The sequence below is a fragment of the Noviherbaspirillum sp. genome (assembly GCF_035254865.1).
Lineage (GTDB): Bacteria > Pseudomonadota > Gammaproteobacteria > Burkholderiales > Burkholderiaceae_D > Noviherbaspirillum.
Genome location: NZ_DATFAF010000079.1, coordinates 59,639 through 79,331, shown reverse-complemented (window position 1 = coordinate 79,331; position 19,693 = coordinate 59,639). Strand labels below are relative to the sequence as shown.

Here is a 19,693-nt window from a genome sequence, read left to right as displayed (position 1 = left end):
CCCATGCCACAAGCGTGAGAAATCCGCATTGGCACTTCAGGTATTCTGGCTGAACGAGTTGCGTTTAGCGCCACTTTGAACCGCATCTACGGGTGTGCAACGAATCGGCGTGACCGCACAAGGAAGGGAAGCCATTGCACTGTCGTTCCGCGCGATTTCGCAAGGAGAGAGCATCCGATCAATTTCCAATGGACCTTGAAAGGAACCAAGCAATGAGTAACGAATTGACAGGCGCAGAAATAGTCGTGCGCTGCCTGGCCGAAGAGGGCGTCGAACACGTGTTCGGTTATCCCGGCGGCGCAGTGCTCTACATCTACGACGCAATCTTCAAGCAAGACAAATTCCAGCACATCCTGGTACGCCACGAGCAAGCCGCCGTTCACGCAGCCGATGCCTATTCGCGCAGCTCGAACAAAGTCGGCGTCGCCCTCGTGACCTCCGGTCCCGGTGTAACGAATGCAGTGACCGGGCTCGCAACGGCATACATGGACTCGATCCCGATGGTGGTCATCACCGGTCAGGTTCCGACGCATGCGATCGGACAGGATGCGTTCCAGGAATGCGATACGGTGGGCATCACGCGCCCCTGCGTCAAGCACAACTTCCTTGTCAAGGACGTCAAGGATCTCGCGTCGACGATCAAGAAAGCATTCTTTATTGCCACTACCGGCCGTCCGGGCCCGGTGCTGGTCGATATTCCGAAAGACATCTCAATCCAGAAATGCGCATTCGAGTATCCGAAGGAACTCGACATGCGCTCGTACAAGCCGGTCGACAAAGGCCACTCCGGCCAGATCCGCAAAGCGGTTCAATTGCTGCTGACCGCCGAGCGTCCGATGATCTATACCGGCGGCGGCGTGATTCTCGCGAACGCGGCGGGCGAGCTGAACAAGCTGGTCGACAAGCTCGGCTATCCGTGTACCAACACCCTGATGGGCTTGGGCGGGTATAAGGCGTCGAGCGACAAGTTCGTCGGCATGCCGGGCATGCACGGCACGTATGAAGCCAACATGGCCATGCACCACTGCGACGTGCTGATCGCCGTCGGTGCCCGCTTCGACGACCGCGTGATCGGCAATCCGAAGCATTTCTCCACGCATCCGCGCAAGATCATTCATATCGATATCGACCCGTCGTCGATTTCGAAGCGTGTGAAGGTCGATATTCCGATCGTCGGCAATGTGAAAGACGTGCTTCTCGAGCTCCTTTCCCAGCTCGACGCTGCCGAACCCAAGCCGAACTCCCAGGCTCTGGCAGCATGGTGGCGCCAGATCAACGAGTGGCGCGGCCGTGACTGCCTGAAGTTCGCTACTTCCAGCGATGTCATCAAGCCGCAGGAAGTTGTTCGCAAGCTGTGGGAAGTGACCAAGGGCGACGCCTACATCACCTCGGACGTTGGTCAGCACCAGATGTGGGCCGCACAGTACTACAACTTCGACAAGCCTCGTCGCTGGATCAATTCCGGCGGTCTTGGCACCATGGGCGTCGGCCTGCCGTACGCAATGGGCGTGCAGATGGCCAATCCGGGTGCGACTGTTGCGTGCATTACCGGTGAAGCGTCGATTCAGATGTGCATCCAGGAGCTGGCGACCTGCAAGCAGTATCACCTGACTCCGAAGATCATCCTGTTGAACAACCGCTTCCTGGGCATGGTGCGCCAGTGGCAGCAGATCGATTACGGCTCACGCTATTCCGAGTCGTACATGGATTCACTGCCCGACTTCAACATGCTGGCAGAATCCTTTGGCCATGTCGGTATGAAGATCGAGAAGCCGGGCGATGTCGAAGGCGCATTGAAAGAAGCGTTCGGCATGAAAGACAAGCTGGTGTTCATGAATTTCATTACGGATCAAACCGAAAACGTCTGGCCGATGGTGAAAGCTGGTAAAGGCTTGACTGAAATGCTGCTGGGTTCGGAGGATCTGTGATGCGACACATTATTTCTGTTTTGCTTGAGAATGAAGCAGGGGCATTGTCGCGCGTGGTAGGCCTGTTTTCTGCGCGTGGTTACAACATCGAAACCCTGACCGTGGCGCCAACCGAAGACGCAACACTGTCACGCATGACGATCGTCACCACGGGTTCGGACGACGTGATCGAACAGATCACCAAGCATCTGAATCGCCTGATTGAAGTCGTCAAAGTGGTCGATCTGACGGAAGGCGCGCATATTGAACGCGAGCTCATGCTGATCAAGGTACGTGCCGTCGGCAAGGAGCGCGAGGAAATGAAGCGCACCGCAGACATCTTCCGCGGTCGTATTATCGACGTCACCGAGAAGACTTACACGATCGAGCTGACGGGCAACAAATCCAAGCTCGATGCCTTCATCGAATCGATCGATCGCACTGCGATTCTCGAAACCGTGCGTACCGGCGGTTCGGGCATCGGGCGCGGTGAGCGCATTCTCAAAGTTTAAATCCAGTATCAACAACACTATAAAAGTTAGGAAGATCAATGAAAGTTTTCTACGATAAAGACTGTGACCTGTCCCTGATCAAAGGCAAGAATGTCACTATCATCGGCTACGGCTCCCAAGGCCACGCGCACGCGCAAAACCTGAACGACTCTGGCGTCAAGGTCACCGTCGGTCTGCGCAAGGGCGGCGCTTCCTGGGAAAAGGCGAAGAACGCCGGATTGAACGTTGCCGAAGTCAACGAAGCCGTCAAAGCAGCTGATGTCATTATGATCCTGCTGCCGGATGAAAATATCGCGCAGGTCTACAACGAAAACGTTGCCCCGAACGCAAAGCAGGGCGCTGTGCTGGCTTTCGCTCACGGCTTCAATGTCCACTACGGCCAGGTAATGCCGCGCGCCGACCTCGACGTCATCATGATCGCGCCGAAGGCTCCCGGCCATACCGTGCGCAGCACCTACTCGCAAGGTGGCGGCGTCCCGCACCTGGTCGCTGTCTATCAGGACAAGTCCGGCAGTGCTCGTGACATCGCGCTGTCCTATGCAATGGCCAACGGCGGCGGCCGTGCCGGCATCATCGAGACCAACTTCCGTGAAGAAACCGAAACCGATCTGTTTGGCGAGCAAGCCGTGTTGTGCGGCGGCACGGTTGAACTGATCAAGGCTGGTTTCGAAACGCTAGTCGAAGCCGGCTATGCACCGGAAATGGCGTATTTCGAGTGCTTGCACGAGTTGAAGCTGATCGTCGACCTGATCTACGAAGGCGGCATCGGCAACATGAACTACTCGATCTCGAACAACGCCGAGTATGGCGAGTATGTTACCGGCCCGCGCGTCGTTACCGAAGACACCAAGAATGCAATGCGTCAATGCCTGAAGGATATCCAGACTGGCGAATACGCCAAGAGCTTCATTCTGGAAAACAAGGCCGGTGCTCCGACGCTCATTTCGCGTCGTCGCCTGACTGCCGAACATCAGATCGAGCAGGTCGGTGAGAAGCTGCGTGCGATGATGCCTTGGATCAAGAAGAACAAGCTGGTCGATCAATCGAAGAACTAATCTGCGATTGCCAAAAAGCATCGTGCAATGTCCGCATGCAAGCGGATATTGCAGGTCGAATTAAAAGCCGTGCTTAGCCACGGCTTTTCTTATTTGTCGACTTCATCGATCTCTAATCAGAAAAATGGCAGGCCGATCACATGAACCGATTTGTGCGAATTGAGCAATTGATCGGACAATATTGAGTGGTTGAGTAAAATAAAATGGATGCACATTATCGTGCCACCTCTTTTCACTTGGAGAAAACAATGCCCAGACTTTCCGTCCGCATCGCGGCACTGATCCTGTTCAGCTGCCTGACTTCTGCGCAGGCGCAGACGCAAGCCTCCGTACAGACAGCAGGAACATTGGTCGTCGTTGCGGCATCGGGTGAAGTGAAGCATGCGAACGACGAGGCGCGCGCGACGCTCATGATCGAAGAGCAGGATAAAGACAAGGCAACTGCAGCATCCCGTGCCAATCTGAAGATGAAGCAGGGCATGGAGATCGTCAAGCGAGAAGACCCGCAGGCCTTGCTGAAGACGCGCGGCTATTACACCTATCCCATTTATGGAGACGAGCCTCCGCAACCACGCCAAGGAACCAAGGTAAGGCAGCCTGTCGGCTGGCGTGTCGGCCAGTATCTGGACGTGACAACCCAAAACATCAATGGCCTGCCAAAGACAGTGGCCGCTGCGCAGAAAGTGCTTGCGCTGAATGGCCTGTATTTCGGTTTGACTGAAGCAACTACCAAAAAACTGGAGGAGCAGAGGATTGCCGCCGCTTATCAGAACCTGACAGACCGAATCGCCGCGATTGCCAAGGCGTTGGGGAAAAGCGCATCCGATGCGGTCCTTGATACGCTGGATTTTGAAGGATCGGGTGCATATGTGCCTCAGCGTGATTCCCGCGTTCTCACGACGATGCGTGCAGCACCTGCGGAGTCGGCTCCAGTAGAAGAGCCAAGCTTTGAACCGGGTGAAACCACGTTAAGCATGCATGTGGTCGGCAAAGTTCGCTTTAAATAAGCTTGGATGAGAGCGGGAAAAAACGTCGACGAAAGCTTGTACGTGGGCAAAGCATCATGCGCTATTTCGGATATTGCTTGGAAGGAATAGTTTCGCCGGGTTACATTTCTTGCCCGCTCGTCTAGAATAGCGACGCTTTTTTACTTTTTGTTATTAGGCGGAGCGGCGTTGAACAATCTCATGCCATCCTTGCCCGCATGATTGCCTGCCGACCGCTTGTTGCGAGATCGAGGGCGACTGAGATCGACAACATGTCGGCAACTGAAACGATTCATGCCGCGTTGTGATCATATTTGCACCAATTTAAAACGGAATCAGCATGGCAACCTTCAATCGACGTAAAGCGAAAAGTAACGTTGGCGTATTTCCCAAGGTCGCGCGGCTGAACAAACGAGCATTACCGCATGTGCCGCTTGATGAGGATGTGCATCTGGAGGCGCCGAAAGTGCGGAGCCGGGGCATCTATCTGTTGCCGAATGCCTTTACGACGGCCAACCTGTTTTGCGGCTTTTTTGCGATCGTCATGGCGATGAACCTGAAGTTCGATTTCGCCTCGGTAGCGATTTTCGCCGCAATGCTGCTCGACAGCGTGGACGGTCGTGTGGCTCGGCTCACCAATACCCAGAGCGAATTCGGAGCGCAATACGACAGCTTGTCAGACATGCTGTCTTTCGGCGCCGCACCTGCCCTCGTGGTGTATGAATGGTCGCTGCGCGGCATGGGCAAGCTCGGCTGGCTGGCGGCATTCGTATATTGTGCTGGAGCGGCTCTGCGCCTGGCGCGTTTCAATACCAATATTGGCGTGGTCGACAAGCGTTACTTTCAAGGACTGCCCAGCCCCGCTGCGGCCGCGCTCGTCACAGGCTTTGTCTGGCTGATGGATGATCTGCGCTATGTTGGCACGGAGCTGAGCTGGTTCTCGTGGACCATTACGCTGTACGCGGGTCTCACCATGGTGACCAACGTACCGTTCTATAGCTTCAAGGAAATCAACTTCCGCAAATCGGTTCCATTCATCGCAATCTTTCTCATTGTGCTGGCATTTGTCCTGGTGTCGAGTGATCCTCCAAAGGTTCTGTTCGGCTTGTTTGTGCTCTACGGCCTGTCCGGATATGTCATCTACTTCTGGCGTTTGTCCAAGGGGAAACCGGTGAGTATCGTGCAAACGACAGAAGCTGACCTGCCGGAAGGGAAAGAGTAAGGAGTTTGTTTTACATCATTCGATGCCTGTAGTTCGGGGTCACTCATCCTGTCATGATGACTTTTTAACCTCATGAGAGGAGGGCATCATGGGTGTGATTTCATTCTTGAAAGAGGCCGGTGAAAAGCTGCTGCATGCAGGGCCGGCCAAGCAGAACGCCGAAGCGCAACAGCCGCAAGCTTCGCCAGTGAATATCCGCGAAAAGGAACAGGCGCTGGAACGTGCCATCCTTGATTACATGGCAGCGCAAAACCTGCCAATCGAAAACCTCGTAGTGGCCTATGACTCGTCCTCTGCAACCGTTACCGTCAGCGGTTCTGCGCCGGACCAGGCTACGCGAGAGAAGATTGTTTTATGTTGCGGCAATGTGCAAGGCGTCGCGCATGTCAACGACCAGATCAATGTCGCTGTTGGTGCGCGTGACGAATCAAAATGGTACGAGGTAAAGAGTGGCGATACCTTGTCCAAGATTGCCAAGCAATTTTACGGTGATGCCAATCGCTACAGCGCGATTTTCGAGGCGAACAAGCCCATGCTGACCGATCCCGACAAGATTTACCCTGGTCAGATGCTGCGAATCCCTGCCCAGCATTAGTCGTACATCCTGACGGCCGCGGGCGCTTCAATTCCTGTGGTCGTCCGGGAACCACCTGCGAAATTCGCTTGTCGATCAAATAGTTGCACTTTTCCACAATTCCGCTTATAGTTTTTTGCATGTCTCGCGAAATCAACATTTCCGCTTCTGTTTTTCTCAGCACCCTGTTGCCAGGCCTGCTGCTGCCGCTGTTTCTACTAGTGCGTTAACGCGCGCTAAATCCCATACCCCACAATTCGTGCAGTTTCTGGCTCATGTCGATAATGGCAAGGGCAGGCGAAAAACCGTTTAAAACGATACGATCAAAGAATTTTCCTAAAGGAGTGCAGCATGGCCGACAAATTGATTATTTTCGACACTACCTTGCGAGATGGCGAACAATCGCCCGGCGCATCGATGACCAAGGATGAAAAAATCCGCATTGCGAAGCAGTTGGAGCGTCTGCGCGTGGATGTGATCGAAGCCGGTTTTGCTGCGGCATCTCCCGGTGATTTTGAGGCGATCAAGGCAATTGCCGGCATTATCAAGGACTCGACCGTGTGCTCCCTGTCGCGCGCCAATGACCGCGACATTTCGCGTGCAGCGGAAGCGTTGGCATCGGCGTCAAGAAAGCGTATTCACACGTTTATCGCGACCTCGCCCCTGCATATGGAAAAGAAGCTGCGCATGACGCCGGATCAGGTATTTGAGCAAGCGAAACAGGCGGTACGTTTTGCCCGTCAGTTCACCGATGATGTCGAGTTCAGCCCCGAGGACGGCAGTCGTTCGGATATGGATTTCCTGTGCAGAGTGATCGAGGCGGTGATTGCCGAAGGGGCGACTACAATCAATTTCGCGGACACCGTCGGTTACGGTGTACCTGAACTCTATGGCAACATGATCAAGACGCTGCGCGAGCGCATCCCGAACTCCGACAAGGCGGTCTGGTCAGTCCATTGCCATAACGACCTCGGCATGGCAGTAGCCAATTCCCTGGCCGGCGTGATGATAGGCGGCGCGCGTCAGATCGAATGCACCATCAATGGCCTTGGTGAGCGTGCCGGCAACACCGCGTTGGAAGAGATCGTGATGGCGGTCAAGACGCGCAAGGATTATTTCAAGCTCGACGTGGCAATCGATACGGCGCAGATCGTCCCAGCATCCAAACTGGTATCGCAGATCACCGGGTTTGCCGTTCAGCCTAACAAGGCGGTCGTTGGTGCCAACGCTTTTGCGCATGCATCCGGCATCCATCAGGACGGTGTGCTGAAAGCGCGCGATACCTATGAAATCATGCGTGCAGAAGACGTGGGCTGGACTGCAAACAAGATCGTCCTTGGCAAGCTGTCGGGACGCAATGCGTTCAAACAGCGCCTGGAAGAACTCGGCATTGAGCTCGATTCGGAAACCGAAGTGAATGCAGCATTTGCGCGCTTCAAGGAACTGGCCGACCGCAAGGTAGACATCTTCGATGAAGACATCATCGCGTTGGTCTCGGACGAGCAGCATTCCCATGACAACGAGTACTACCGCTTCGTATCGCTGTCGCAGCACTCGGAAACCGGTGAAAAGCCGTCTGCAAAAGTCGTCTTCACGATGGAGGGGAAGGAGCAGTCCTGCACCGGCGAGGGCAATGGACCGGTGGATGCGACCGTCAATGCGATTGAATCGCAGGCCAAGAGCGGCGCCGAGTTGTTGCTGTTTTCCGTCAATGCGATCACGACCGGAACGCAGTCGCAGGGAGAGGTGACAATGCGCTTGTCGAAGGCAGGGCGCATCGTCAATGGCGTCGGCGCGGATCCGGATATCGTTGTCGCGTCGGCCAAAGCATATTTGTCTGCGCTGAACAAATTGCAGTCCAAGGTCGACAAGCTGAATCCGCAGCTATAGTCCGACGCTGGATCGCAAATTCAAGAGGCGCCTGATTGTGGGGCGTCTCTTGTTTTTTTGGGAGGCTACAGCCGGCCGAAGGGAAAGCGTCGGTCAGGATCGAATCGCAGATCCGGACCATTCAACATCTTGCGTACGACGCCTGCCTTGTCAAAATGCACATGCATCACAGAATTCCAGACGCCACTTTCCTTGTAAGGATAAGACCATACTTCGAGGTCCGTGAGGGAAAGATAAGATGTCTCGACGGGCGCGCCAACGGTCCGCAGCACGTCCTCCTTCGTTGATTCGCCCACCTTGATGCTGGCGAATTTCTGATTCGTCAAAACTTGCTCGAACGAAATAACTTTTCCATCCGGACCGACGCGTGCCATATAGGTTTTCTGGCCCCATGGCCCGAGCGGGTATTCCAGCAATTGATCGCCGCCATCCATGTACCGATGCGCAGGCTGGCCGCGCTTGGCGATCAAATCCTGTTCGGAATCGCCGACATTGACAGCTGCGGGGAATAATGTCGCGCATCCGCAAACAATTGCCAAAAACACAGTAGACAGAAACCGAGTCGTCAATTTCATTATTTTCCCCAATCGCCTCGTCAAGAACCGCTAAGTGTTTGAATGATTGGCGTATTTCCTATATACTGCGCGTCTTGGTCGGTTTGACCAAGTTTTTTTATCAATTGTTCACGGTACGTGGGGTTGCGACTCCGTATACCGCATGTGAAAGGTATCTCATGTCAGTAGAAAACATCAACAAGGCCGCCATTATCGCGGACAACGCTCGCGGCACGAATGACACAGGCTCTCCGGAGGTGCAGGTTGCACTGCTGACCGCCCGTATCAATGAACTCAACAACCACTTCAAGGCCCACGCCAAGGATCACCACTCCCGCCGCGGCTTGATCATGATGGTTAATCGTCGCAAGCGCCTGCTCTCCTATCTGAAGGATAAGGACGCAAACCGTTATCGCGCTCTGATTGAGAAACTCGGTCTGCGCAAGTAATAGTTGCGATACTCGCTCGGGTTATAGACGAAATGCCTGCGTCAGTCTGCTGATGCAGGCATTTTGCCATTTAGCAGTTTGTAATTCGGTAGTGGTAGTACTTATGCAGTGAAGGTGGCGCGCCATGCGTGGCATGTCATCCGTGGTGAGGTGAACGACAGCCCCTGAAAACCTGTCGGTAAAAATAGAAAGGAAACACCGTGTTCAATAAAGTTACCAAGACCTTCCAGTATGGCCAGCACACAGTGACGCTGGAGACTGGCGAAATCGCACGCCAGGCATCCGGTGCCGTGCTCGTGTCAATTGAAGACACCGTTGTGCTCGCAACCGTTGTAGCGAAGAAGGATGTCAAACCGGGCCAGGATTTTTTCCCGTTGACCGTCGATTACGTTGAGAAGAGCTACGCTGCCGGCCGTATCCCCGGTGGTTTCTTCAAACGTGAAGGCCGTCCTTCGGAAAAGGAGACCCTCACTTCTCGCCTGATCGATCGCCCAATTCGTCCGCTGTTTCCGGAAGGCTATCTGAACGAAGTGCAGGTCATCGTGCACGTTCTGTCCGTTAACCCGGAAATCGATCCCGACATCGCGTCCATGATCGGTGCATCGGCCGCCATCTGCGTTGCCGGCATCCCGTTCAGCGGCCCGCTCGGCGCAGCCCGTGTCGGCTATATCGACGGTCAGTATGTGCTGAATCCGACGACCTCGCAGATGGCGAAATCGCAGATGGATCTGGTCGTTGCCGGAACCGAACAAGCGGTGCTGATGGTGGAATCCGAAGCGAACCAACTGTCCGAAGAAATCATGCTGGGTGCCGTTGTTTTCGGCCACGATCAGATGAAGGCTGTGATCGATGCAATCCATGATCTGGTGCGCGACGGCGGCAAGCCGGAAATGACCTGGAGTGCGCCGGCGAAGAACGAAGCACTGATCGGTCGCGTCACCCAACTGGCCGAGGCAAAGCTGCGCGAGGCCTATCAGACCAAGGACAAGCAGGCACGCACTGCAAAGCTCAACAACGTCACCGCCGAAGTCAATGCAGCACTGGCTGCTGAGGCGGATGCCGCAGGCGCCGCAGCACCCGACACGGCTGAAGTCGGAAGCATTCTGTTCGACCTGGAAGCAAAGATCGTTCGCTCCCAGATTCTCGAAGGTGAACCGCGCATCGACGGACGCGATACGCGCACCGTGCGTCCGATCTCCATTCGTACCAGCGTCTTGCCGCGTACTCACGGCTCTGCGCTGTTCACGCGTGGCGAAACCCAGGCCTTGGTGGTCGCTACGCTTGGTACCGCACGCGATGAGCAAAAGATCGATGCTCTGATGGGCGAGTACTCGGACCGCTTCATGCTTCACTACAACATGCCGCCGTTCGCCACTGGCGAAACCGGCCGCGTCGGTACGCCGAAGCGCCGCGAGGTGGGGCATGGCCGTCTTGCAAAGCGGGCCCTGGTCGCCGCGCTGCCGTCGCCGGAAGAGTTCAGCTATTCGGTGCGCGTCGTATCGGAAATTACCGAATCCAACGGGTCGTCTTCGATGGCCTCCGTCTGCGGCGGCTGCCTGGCGCTGATGGATGCTGGCGTACCCATGAAGGCGCATGTGGCCGGCATCGCAATGGGATTGATCAAGGAAGGCAGCAAGTTCGCCGTCCTGACCGACATCCTGGGCGACGAAGATCATCTGGGCGACATGGACTTCAAGGTGGCGGGCACTGCCAACGGTATTACCGCGCTGCAGATGGATATCAAGATCCAAGGCATCACCAAGGAAATCATGCAAGTCGCGCTGGCGCAAGCCAAGGAAGGCCGTTTGCATATCCTGGCCAAGATGCAGGACGCCATGCCGACCGGCAAGGCTGAACTGTCCGACTTCGCGCCGCGCCTGATCACCATCAAGATCAATCCGGAAAAAATCCGCGACGTGATCGGCAAGGGTGGTGCGGTAATCCGCGCTCTGACTGAAGAAACCGGAACGCAGATCGACATCACCGATGAGGGCATCGTGACCATCGCTTCGGTCGACGCTGCTGCGGGCCAGGAAGCCAAGCGTCGTATCGAAGAGCTGACGGCTTCCGTCGAGGTCGGCAAGATCTACGACGGTGTCGTGCTAAAGCTGCTTGATTTCGGTGCGATCGTTCAGGTCATGCCGGGCAAGGATGGCCTGCTGCATATCAGTCAGATCGCCAACGAACGCGTCAATGCCGTGGCCGACTACCTCAAGGAAGGTCAACAGGTACGTGTCAAGGTACTGGAAACGGATGACCGCGGTCGCCTGAAACTGTCGATGAAAGCTGCTGCCGCAGAAGAGGGCGCAGCCACTCAGCCTCAGCAGTAATCAAGATCCTCATTGCAGCCGGTCTGCAATGAATCAACCGCCCGGTGGTATTTGCCCGGGCGGTTTTTTTTTATGTGCAGACTCTGAGAGCGGTGATGCCGCCCGCTGCTTGACTATTTATGACACGCGCATTGCGTCTGCTTCAGAAAGGAGGCCACGCATGTGGTGTGCGAGAACCTGCATCCGATTTTCCACGGGCTCATCGATCGAAGAATGGAACTCGAAACCGTTTTTCCCTTTTTCTTTTGCGCGGTACATCGCGCAATCGGCGTTCTTCAGCAAGGTCTGTCCGTCGTTCCCATCATTCGGATACACACTTATTCCGATACTGACACTCAAGCGGCATTCCTGATCGCCGATTCGCACCGGACGTGATGCTTCACTGAGCAGTTTTTGCGCGACATCGGCAGCATAACGTCCATCGCTCAATTCCTCGATCAGTACATAAAACTCATCACCTCCCATGCGCGCGATCTTGTCCGTGTGCCGGAGGCTTGTGCGCAAGCGCTTTGCTATTTCGCGCAGAACCTTGTCGCCCGCGTCATGTCCAAGGGTGTCATTGATTTCCTTGAACTTGTCGAGGTCGAGAAAGAACACGGCAAATTTCTTTTCGTGGCGGCGCGCGTTGCCGAGCGCCATTTCGAGGTATTCCTTGAACAAGAACCTGTTGGGCAAAGACGTTAGTCCGTCATAGTGGGCGAGATAGCGAATCTTTTCTTCCAATGCGCGGCTCTCGATCGCGATGCCTGCAAGATTCGTGCAGATTTCGAACAACTGCAGATCCTTTGCGGTCGGAGCTGTCGCTTCCCGAAAGTAGAGCGCGAATGTGCCAAGAATCTTCCTGTTTCGCCCAAAGATCGGCCACGAGGTGCAGGCCTTCAATCGATGCTGAAGAACGAGGTCGCGCTGCTCCGCCCAGAGCGGATCGCTTGCAATATCCGTTACCGTCACTGGTTCTCCGCGGAAGGCAGCTGTTCCGCATGAGCCATTGCTCGGCCCGACTTCCGAGTCATCAAATTGCGTCACGAATGATGTGGGCAGATTCGGCGCGACGCGACCGAAAAGAGTGTTCGCTTCGTCGTTAAGCTGCTGGATCGAACACAATCCGCGGCCGGACTGATTTTCGGCGAAACGGGCAATTTCGGTCAGAATCTCCCGCAGGGGAACGCCAGTGGCGACCATGTTCAGGATGCGATTTTGTCCAAGCTGAAGAGTCTCCGCGTGTTTGCGCTCGGAGATGTCGCGTATGAAAGCAGTGAACACTGGATCGTTCTGCACGCTCAGTGGAACCACGGCAAGTTCAACAGGAAGGGTGGAGCCGTCCGCCCGCATTGCGGTGAGTTCCAGGCGCCGGTTCAGCAGGGAGCTCGTGCCTGTCGCAAGAAAGCGTTCTATCCCCAAACGATGCAGCTCGCGCCACGCCTGCGGAATGATAATGTCGGCCAATTTCTTGCCAAGCACATCATCGTTGCGGTAGCCAAAAGTCGCTTCTGCGGCTTCGTTGAAGCTGATGATTTCGCCGAGGTGGTTGATCGAAACGATGCAGTCGAGGGAAGCGGTCAGAATGGCGCTCTTGAATTTCTCGCTGTCTACAAGCGCAGCCTCGATGGATTTGCGTCGCGATTCGCGCGCGTAATTGTCGATGGCGATCGAAATACTGCCGGCCAATTCTTCCAGCAGTCTGATCAGTTGCGAATCGAAGCAATCCTTGTCGGCGGAACAAATTGTAAGAGCGCCAAACGGTCGGCCAGAGAGCTTGAACGGGAAGCAGGCAAGGGATTGAAGATCGTTTTGTACGGCAGTCTTGTTGATGTCGGCCGAATGAAGCGTAACCGATGCGTTGTTGCAAACCTTGAGTTTGCCCTCTTTGAGTGCCGCCGCGACCATGCTTTCGCTATCGATGTCGGGCTCTTCCAGCGATCTTGTCACGCCACGCAACTTGTCATTGCTCGATGCGTACGCCGCGACAGTCTCGACCTGCTGCTTGTCATGCTGGATCACACTGATCCGAGCCATGCAAAAATGGCCATGTTCGACGATGATCCTGCAGACTTCCTCGAATAGCTCATCACGCTCGTGGATCCGAACAATCGCCTGATTCGTCTGACTTAACGCGATATAGAGATCACGCAACCTGGCCGACTTTCGTTCTGCATGTTTGCGTTCCTCGATATCGGAGAACATCCCGACCATTCGCACCGCGCGTCCATGAATATCCCTCTCGACGATCTTGCCGCTGATCGCCACCCAGCGCCAACAGAGTGAGGCATCTTTCAAGCGCAGCTCCACGTTATGAAAGGCGCCATCTCCGTAGCCCGTTCCCTTCAGCGCCTCGCGCAAGCACTTGCGGAAGTTTTCCTGGTCGTCCTCATGAATGAAAGAAGGCAGTGCCTTCGAGCTCCACGTTCTCGTCGTATCGAGCAAGATAGCCTTGAGACCGGCTGCCGGTTCGCCGCTGAAATACAACCGGTCGTCCAATATAAACCAGTCAAATGCAATCTGACGAGAACTCTCAAGGGCGAGACTGAGTCGGTCATGCATTGCCGATGATGTGGTCGACGGATTCACTTGCTTCTTCAAGGGAGCGGAAATGAAAGAGCCACGCATGGAGGGTCTGCCTGAAATGAAATGATATTGCCTTTTGGAAATGGAGAGGGTTGATTAGTTCCCATCATTTTGTAACTGGAGCAACGTTTCCTGTTACAAATCTGCCATGCCGGCGATGGATGCCGGCCATGAAGGCATTTCGGGCAAAACCGGCAACGAAGATCCATTCTTGACGAATGTGAAAATAGAATGTTGCGTTACGTCAACATTGCGGGAAATGGCCAAGCCCGCGTGTGACGTGCATTCAAAATCGTTGGCTGTCGTACAATGCATTTTTACTCACAATGGAACGTGCGATGAGAGCCGTAGAGATCACCCAGCCCGGATTGCCTGATGTATTGAAAGTCTGCGAGAGGCCGATGCCGAAGCCGAAAGCAGGCGAGGTATTGATCAAGGTTCATGCTGCAGGCGTCAACCGCCCGGATGTCATTCAACGCATGGGCCATTACCCGGTCCCGCCAGGTGCGTCGGATTTGCCCGGCCTTGAGATCGCCGGCGAAATTGTCGAAGGTGATTTGGCAGGTAGTCATTTCAAGGTTGGAGACCTTGTCTGCGCGCTGGTGCAAGGCGGTGGCTATGCCGAATACTGCACCGCGCCCGTGAAACAGTGTCTGCCGATTCCGGCCGGTCTGGACGCCGTCGAAGCGGCGTCGCTTCCGGAAACCTTTTTCACGGTGTGGAGCAATGTGTTTGACCGAGCTCACCTTGCGGATTCCGAGACTTTGCTGGTGCAGGGGGGCACTTCCGGTATCGGCGTTACCGCGATTCAAATGGCCACTGCATTGGGGCATCGCGTGTTTGCAACTGCGGGCTCGGATGAAAAGTGCCGTGCGTGCGAAGAACTTGGCGCGATTCGGGGAATAAATTATCGGACTGACGATTTCGTTGAAGTCATCAAGAAGGAAACCGGAGGTGCCGGGGTCGACGTTATTCTTGACATGGTCGGCGGCGCATATGTTGCCCGCGAACTGGATTGTCTTGCCGATGACGGCCGCCTGGCCATTATCGCTCTTCTGGGAGGGGCCAAAGCAACGGTGGACCTCGGACAGGTATTACGGCGCCGTCTGACAGTGAGCGGTTCGACGCTGCGCCCGCGATCGGTCGAATTCAAGGCGGCCATCGCCGAAAACCTGCGCACCCGGATTTGGCCACTGATCGAGACAGGCAGGATCAAGCCGGTGATCTACAAGATATTCCCCTTGCAGGATGCGGTCCATGCACATGAGTTGATGGAGGCGAGTGTTCACGTCGGTAAAATTATTTTGCGTGTGAACTGATCCTCCTGATGCGCGGCTTTGCTCGGCAAAAAATGGACCGATTTACGGAACATCGACGAGGTGTGGCTGGTCATACCTAGTCACGCAAGTTTGACCGGCGATGGTACGGCGCGTTAGAATCAAGGGTTATTGAATTTTTAGACTCTTATGCGACGCAAACTTATCGCCGGTAACTGGAAGATGAATGGCAGCCTTGCTGCCAACGCTGCTTTGCTGGATGGAATCAAGGCCGGGATCAACCAGCCGGTTTGCGCCGTGGCGGTTTGCGTTCCTGCGCCCTATTTTGCTCAATGCAAAGCCGAGTTGACGGGAAGCCCGGTTGCATGGGGTGGACAAGATCTCTCCGTGCACGAGTCCGGTGCATATACCGGCGAAGTGTCTGGTGCAATGTTGCGTGATTTTGGCTGCACGTATGTCATCGTCGGACACTCGGAGCGCCGCTCCTATCATGGCGAAAGCAATGCATTGGTTGCCCAAAAAACGGGCAGCGCAATCAAATCCGGGTTGACGCCAATTGTTTGTGTCGGCGAGTCGCTGGCCGAACGCGAATCAGGTCAGACCGATGCTGTGGTGGGTGCGCAAATCGATGCTGTCCTTGGTGCCCTCGACGCAGGCGATGTCAACAAGATCGTCGTTGCATATGAGCCGGTGTGGGCAATCGGTACGGGTAAGACCGCCACACCTCAGATGGCACAAGACGTCCATGCAATGCTGCGCACAAGGCTCGCGACTAAAAACGCTGCAGCGGCGACATCCGTGCAAATCCTCTACGGCGGCAGCATGAAGCCCGACAATGCGCGCGAACTGCTGACGATGCCTGATATTGATGGCGGCCTGATCGGTGGCGCATCATTAAAGGCAGCAGATTTTCTCGCGATTATCCGGGCTGTGTGAGCGGCTGGCAGAGATTTAACCTTAGATTGGAAATTACTTAATGAGCGCTTTGTTCACAGTCATCGTTGTCGTGCAAGTGTTGGCCGCGATTGCGATTATCGGTCTTGTTCTGCTTCAGCACGGGAAGGGTGCAGACATGGGCGCTGCATTCGGCTCGGGGGCCTCGGGAAGTTTGTTCGGCGCAACGGGGTCCTCCAACTTTCTTTCGAAGTCGACCGGGGTAGCTGCTGCGATTTTTTTCAGTGCCACCTTGGCTCTTGCATTCGTCGGTAACAAGCGTACGGGAGTCAGTGCGGGCGTGATGGAAAAGCTTCCTTCTGCGCCGACTGCTACTGTGCCGGCGACGCCTGCTCCGGCGACGAATGACAAGGCGCCCGCACAAGGTGCTGCTGCATCATCGACTACTGCTCCGGCGGGAGGCGCCGGGCAGGCAAATCAAATACCAAAATAATTGAAGGTCGTTTTGATTTGGAGCAATTGTGCGTTGAACAAATGCCCCAAAGCAGAGTAGAATACGACCTCATTCAGCCGACGTGGTGAAATTGGTAGACACGCTATCTTGAGGGGGTAGTGGCGAAAGCTGTGCGAGTTCGAGTCTCGCCGTCGGCACCAATCATAAGGCCAGCAAGGGAATCCCCAAGCTGGCTTTTTATCGAGGAATCTTGGTTTGATTTGCAAATCACTCAATTAACCAACATCCGGCCCACATCGTGAACCTCGAAAATTATTTCCCCGTCCTTCTTTTTATTCTTGTCGGTATTGGCGTTGGTGTCTTGCCGCAGATTCTCGGTCGCGTGCTGGCTCCGCATAAGCCTGACGCTGACAAGCTTTCTCCGTACGAGTGCGGATTTGAGGCGTTTGGTGACGCGCGCATGAAGTTTGACGTGCGCTACTACCTGGTTGCGATCCTGTTTATTTTGTTCGATCTGGAAACCGCATTTTTCTTCCCGTGGGGTGTTGCAATGCGTGACCTCGGATGGCAGGGCTTCGTCACGATGATGGTGTTTATCGCCGAATTCATCGTCGGGTTCTGGTACATCTGGAAGCGCGGTGCTCTGGATTGGGAGTAAGTCATGTCTATTGAAGGTGTATTGAACGAAGGCTTTGTCACGACCACAGCGGACAAGCTGATCAACTGGACTCGTACCGGCTCGTTGTGGCCGATGACGTTCGGATTGGCATGTTGTGCGGTCGAGATGATGCATGCCGGTGCATCACGTTATGACCTGGATCGTTTCGGTGTTGTGTTCCGTCCGTCTCCACGTCAGTCTGACGTGATGATTGTTGCAGGCACCTTGTGCAACAAAATGGCTCCGGCCATGCGAAAGGTCTACGACCAGATGGCCGAGCCGCGTTGGGTTATCTCGATGGGTACCTGCGCCAATGGTGGCGGCTACTACCACTACTCCTACTCGGTCGTCCGCGGTTGCGATCGTATCGTTCCTGTTGATGTCTATGTCCCGGGCTGCCCGCCTACGGCAGAGGCTCTCATCTACGGCATCATGCAGTTGCAAAACAAGATCAAGCGAACTAACACGATTGCACGCTAAGCGGGTCGCTTAGAAAAAGATATGACCACAAAAATTGAAACTCTCGAAGCTGCCTTGCACACTGCGCTCGGCAGCCAGCTCCGGAACCTGACTGTCGCAGTAGGTGAGGTGACAGTGGTTGTTGGTGCAGGCGATTATCTGTCGGCGATGCGTGTGTTGCGTGATCATGCTGATCTGCGTTTTGAAGAACTGATCGATCTGTGCGGTGTCGACTATTCCACATATGGCGACGGCATCTGGGAAGGGGTACGCTTCGCTGTCGTGTCTCATCTCCTCTCGATCACACATAACTGGCGGGTTCGGGTGCGCGTATTCGCGCCGGACGACGAACTGCCGGTTGTTTCCTCGGTCACCGAGATCTGGCCCTCTGCCAACTGGTATGAGCGTGAAGCGTTCGACCTGTTCGGCATCCTGTTCGAAGGGCACAGCGACCTCCGTCGCATTCTCACCGACTACGGTTTTATCGGACATCCATTCCGCAAGGACTTCCCGGTGTCCGGGTATGTCGAAATGCGCTATGACCCTGAACAGAAACGCGTGATTTACCAACCCGTGACGATCGAACCGCGTGAAATTATTCCGCGGGTGATTCGCGAAGAAAAATACGGGATGAAATAATGGCTGAGATCAAGAATTACACCCTGAACTTTGGTCCGCAGCATCCCGCTGCGCACGGCGTGTTGCGCCTCGTGCTCGAGCTGGATGGTGAGGTTATTCAGCGTGCGGATCCGCATATCGGTCTGCTGCATCGTGCTACCGAGAAGCTCGCCGAGCAGAAAACCTTCCTGCAGTCCGTTCCGTACATGGACCGTCTCGACTATATGTCGATGATGTGCAATGAGCACGGCTACGTGCTGGCGATCGAGAAGCTCCTCGGCATTGAAGTGCCGTTGCGCGCCCAGTACATCCGGGTCATGTTCGATGAAATCACCCGTCTTCTCAATCACCTGCTTTGGATTGGTGCACACGGTCTGGACGTGGGCGCGATGGCCGTATTTCTTTACGCCTTCCGCGAACGCGAAGATCTGATGGATTGCTATGAGGCGGTGTCCGGTGCGCGCATGCACGCTGCATACTATCGTCCGGGTGGAGTCTATCGCGATTTGCCGGATGTGATGCCGCAGTACAAGCCGTCGGTGATTCGTAGTGAAAAGGCGATCAAGCAGTTGAATGAAACCCGCCAGGGCTCACTGCTGGACTTCATTGAAGACTTCACGAATCGCTTTCCCGGCTACGTCGATGAATACGAGACGCTGTTGACCGATAACCGCATCTGGAAGCAACGATTGGTCGGCGTGGGTGTCGTCTCTCCCGAGTATGCGAAGGCGATGGGCTTTACAGGTCCGATGTTGCGCGGATCCGGTATCGAGTGGGATTTGCGCAAGACGCAGCCGTACGCAGTATATGACCTGCTCGACTTCGACATCCCGGTTGGCACGAACGGTGACTCTTATGATCGCTACCTCGTGCGCGTCGAGGAGTTGCGTCAATCAAACCGCATCATCAAGCAGTGCGTCGAATGGTTGCGTAACAACCCTGGCCCCGTGATGACTGATAACCACAAGGTGGCTCCTCCGTCGCGCGTGAACATGAAATCCAATATGGAAGAGCTGATTCATCACTTCAAGCTCTTTTCCGAAGGATTCCACGTGCCGGAAGGCGAGGCCTATGTCGGCATCGAACACCCGAAGGGTGAATTCGGTGTCTACCTGATTTCAGACGGCGCCAATAAACCTTACCGAATGAAGATTCGCGCGCCTGGCTTTGCACACTTGCAAGGCATGGATGGAATGGCAAGGGGCCACATGATCGCGGATGCAGTGACGATCATTGGTTCGCTGGACATTGTGTTTGGTGAAATTGACCGATAAACCGCGCGGAACATT

18 protein-coding genes and 1 tRNA gene are annotated in these 19,693 nt (G+C 55.1%); 17 read left to right on the top strand and 2 right to left on the bottom strand.

Annotation, left to right across the window (positions count from 1 at the left end):
- Positions 1-212 precede the first annotated feature (212 nt).
- The 7 genes from VJ651_RS20120 (at position 213) to VJ651_RS20090 (ending at position 8,146) form a co-directional block, all read left to right on the top strand.
- Positions 213-1,928 carry an acetolactate synthase 3 catalytic subunit gene (locus VJ651_RS20120; protein ID WP_324109135.1) on the top strand — a complete coding sequence of 572 codons (1,716 nt, stop codon included), beginning with the start codon at positions 213-215 and terminating at the stop codon, positions 1,926-1,928.
- The gene (gene ilvN / locus VJ651_RS20115; RefSeq protein WP_135086867.1) at positions 1,928-2,419 is read left to right on the top strand and encodes an acetolactate synthase small subunit; all 492 of its coding nucleotides are present in this window, start codon (positions 1,928-1,930) and stop codon (positions 2,417-2,419) included. The genes VJ651_RS20120 and ilvN overlap by 1 nt, the downstream gene beginning before the upstream one ends.
- A 38-nt stretch (positions 2,420-2,457) precedes the next feature.
- Positions 2,458-3,474 carry a ketol-acid reductoisomerase gene (gene ilvC / locus VJ651_RS20110; RefSeq protein ID WP_136418143.1) on the top strand — a complete coding sequence of 339 codons (1,017 nt, stop codon included), beginning with the start codon at positions 2,458-2,460 and terminating at the stop codon, positions 3,472-3,474.
- 248 nt (positions 3,475-3,722) lie between these two features.
- Positions 3,723-4,481, top strand: coding sequence for an SIMPL domain-containing protein (locus VJ651_RS20105; protein WP_324109134.1), 759 nt, complete (start codon positions 3,723-3,725; stop codon positions 4,479-4,481).
- A gap of 319 nt (positions 4,482-4,800) precedes the next feature.
- Entirely contained in the window at positions 4,801-5,682 is an 882-nt protein-coding gene (pssA, locus tag VJ651_RS20100; RefSeq protein ID WP_324109133.1) for a CDP-diacylglycerol--serine O-phosphatidyltransferase, read from the top strand.
- 88 nt (positions 5,683-5,770) lie between these two features.
- Positions 5,771-6,277 carry a peptidoglycan-binding protein LysM gene (gene lysM, locus VJ651_RS20095; RefSeq protein WP_136418146.1) on the top strand — a complete coding sequence of 169 codons (507 nt, stop codon included), beginning with the start codon at positions 5,771-5,773 and terminating at the stop codon, positions 6,275-6,277.
- A gap of 330 nt (positions 6,278-6,607) precedes the next feature.
- The gene (locus VJ651_RS20090) at positions 6,608-8,146 is read left to right on the top strand and encodes a 2-isopropylmalate synthase (protein WP_136418147.1); all 1,539 of its coding nucleotides are present in this window, start codon (positions 6,608-6,610) and stop codon (positions 8,144-8,146) included.
- A gap of 65 nt (positions 8,147-8,211) precedes the next feature.
- Here VJ651_RS20090 and bamE read toward each other — a convergent pair whose 3' ends face one another.
- Positions 8,212-8,580, bottom strand: coding sequence for an outer membrane protein assembly factor BamE domain-containing protein (gene bamE, locus VJ651_RS20085; RefSeq protein ID WP_324109132.1), 369 nt, complete (start codon positions 8,578-8,580; stop codon positions 8,212-8,214).
- A gap of 299 nt (positions 8,581-8,879) precedes the next feature.
- Here bamE and rpsO point away from each other — a divergent pair, with 299 nt between their 5' ends.
- On the top strand, positions 8,880-9,149 hold the full coding sequence (rpsO, locus tag VJ651_RS20080; RefSeq protein ID WP_136418149.1) for a 30S ribosomal protein S15: 270 nt from the start codon (positions 8,880-8,882) through the stop codon (positions 9,147-9,149).
- A 200-nt stretch (positions 9,150-9,349) separates the two neighbouring features.
- On the top strand, positions 9,350-11,479 hold the full coding sequence (gene pnp / locus VJ651_RS20075) for a polyribonucleotide nucleotidyltransferase (RefSeq protein WP_324109131.1): 2,130 nt from the start codon (positions 9,350-9,352) through the stop codon (positions 11,477-11,479).
- Positions 11,480-11,596: 117 nt separating this feature from the next.
- Here the strand turns inward: pnp and VJ651_RS20070 are convergent, their stop codons facing one another.
- Positions 11,597-14,086 carry a sensor domain-containing diguanylate cyclase gene (locus VJ651_RS20070; RefSeq protein WP_324109130.1) on the bottom strand — a complete coding sequence of 830 codons (2,490 nt, stop codon included), beginning with the start codon at positions 14,084-14,086 and terminating at the stop codon, positions 11,597-11,599.
- 296 nt (positions 14,087-14,382) lie between these two features.
- Between VJ651_RS20070 and VJ651_RS20065 the strand changes: the two genes are divergently transcribed.
- From VJ651_RS20065 to VJ651_RS20030, 8 genes are all read left to right on the top strand, one after another.
- On the top strand, positions 14,383-15,363 hold the full coding sequence (locus tag VJ651_RS20065) for an NAD(P)H-quinone oxidoreductase (RefSeq protein ID WP_324109129.1): 981 nt from the start codon (positions 14,383-14,385) through the stop codon (positions 15,361-15,363).
- 147 nt (positions 15,364-15,510) lie between these two features.
- Complete coding sequence (gene tpiA / locus VJ651_RS20060) at positions 15,511-16,257, top strand: triose-phosphate isomerase (protein ID WP_324109128.1); 747 nt, start codon at positions 15,511-15,513, stop codon at positions 16,255-16,257.
- Between the two features lie 40 nt (positions 16,258-16,297).
- Positions 16,298-16,708 (top strand): preprotein translocase subunit SecG, encoded by a 411-nt coding sequence (gene secG, locus VJ651_RS20055; RefSeq protein WP_136418153.1) that lies wholly within the window; start codon positions 16,298-16,300, stop codon positions 16,706-16,708.
- A 76-nt stretch (positions 16,709-16,784) separates the two neighbouring features.
- Positions 16,785-16,869, top strand: a tRNA-Leu gene (locus tag VJ651_RS20050).
- Positions 16,870-16,967: 98 nt separating this feature from the next.
- Positions 16,968-17,327 (top strand): NADH-quinone oxidoreductase subunit A, encoded by a 360-nt coding sequence (locus VJ651_RS20045; protein WP_136418154.1) that lies wholly within the window; start codon positions 16,968-16,970, stop codon positions 17,325-17,327.
- A 3-nt stretch (positions 17,328-17,330) separates the two neighbouring features.
- Entirely contained in the window at positions 17,331-17,807 is a 477-nt protein-coding gene (locus tag VJ651_RS20040; protein ID WP_136418155.1) for a NuoB/complex I 20 kDa subunit family protein, read from the top strand.
- A 21-nt stretch (positions 17,808-17,828) separates the two neighbouring features.
- Positions 17,829-18,425: an NADH-quinone oxidoreductase subunit C gene (locus tag VJ651_RS20035; protein ID WP_324109127.1), complete on the top strand. Its 597-nt coding sequence runs from the start codon at positions 17,829-17,831 to the stop codon at positions 18,423-18,425.
- Positions 18,425-19,678: an NADH-quinone oxidoreductase subunit D gene (locus VJ651_RS20030; protein WP_324109126.1), complete on the top strand. Its 1,254-nt coding sequence runs from the start codon at positions 18,425-18,427 to the stop codon at positions 19,676-19,678. Before VJ651_RS20035 ends, VJ651_RS20030 begins: the two co-directional genes overlap by 1 nt.
- Positions 19,679-19,693: the final 15 nt, after the last annotated feature.

Bases quoted from the DNA above. Each gene is read 5' to 3' on its own strand.
- VJ651_RS20120 (WP_324109135.1), top strand. From the start codon at position 213: ATGAGTAACGAATTGACAGGCGCAGAAATAGTCGTGCGCTGCCTGGCC.
- ilvN (WP_135086867.1), top strand. From the start codon at position 1,928: ATGCGACACATTATTTCTGTTTTGCTTGAGAATGAAGCAGGGGCATTG.
- ilvC (WP_136418143.1), top strand. From the start codon at position 2,458: ATGAAAGTTTTCTACGATAAAGACTGTGACCTGTCCCTGATCAAAGGC.
- VJ651_RS20105 (WP_324109134.1), top strand. From the start codon at position 3,723: ATGCCCAGACTTTCCGTCCGCATCGCGGCACTGATCCTGTTCAGCTGC.
- pssA (WP_324109133.1), top strand. From the start codon at position 4,801: ATGGCAACCTTCAATCGACGTAAAGCGAAAAGTAACGTTGGCGTATTT.
- lysM (WP_136418146.1), top strand. From the start codon at position 5,771: ATGGGTGTGATTTCATTCTTGAAAGAGGCCGGTGAAAAGCTGCTGCAT.
- VJ651_RS20090 (WP_136418147.1), top strand. From the start codon at position 6,608: ATGGCCGACAAATTGATTATTTTCGACACTACCTTGCGAGATGGCGAA.
- bamE (WP_324109132.1), bottom strand. From the start codon at position 8,580: ATGGATGGCGGCGATCAATTGCTGGAATACCCGCTCGGGCCATGGGGC.
- rpsO (WP_136418149.1), top strand. From the start codon at position 8,880: ATGTCAGTAGAAAACATCAACAAGGCCGCCATTATCGCGGACAACGCT.
- VJ651_RS20070 (WP_324109130.1), bottom strand. From the start codon at position 14,086: ATGCGTGGCTCTTTCATTTCCGCTCCCTTGAAGAAGCAAGTGAATCCG.
- VJ651_RS20065 (WP_324109129.1), top strand. From the start codon at position 14,383: ATGAGAGCCGTAGAGATCACCCAGCCCGGATTGCCTGATGTATTGAAA.
- tpiA (WP_324109128.1), top strand. From the start codon at position 15,511: ATGCGACGCAAACTTATCGCCGGTAACTGGAAGATGAATGGCAGCCTT.
- secG (WP_136418153.1), top strand. From the start codon at position 16,298: ATGAGCGCTTTGTTCACAGTCATCGTTGTCGTGCAAGTGTTGGCCGCG.
- VJ651_RS20040 (WP_136418155.1), top strand. From the start codon at position 17,331: ATGTCTATTGAAGGTGTATTGAACGAAGGCTTTGTCACGACCACAGCG.
- VJ651_RS20035 (WP_324109127.1), top strand. From the start codon at position 17,829: ATGACCACAAAAATTGAAACTCTCGAAGCTGCCTTGCACACTGCGCTC.
- VJ651_RS20030 (WP_324109126.1), top strand. From the start codon at position 18,425: ATGGCTGAGATCAAGAATTACACCCTGAACTTTGGTCCGCAGCATCCC.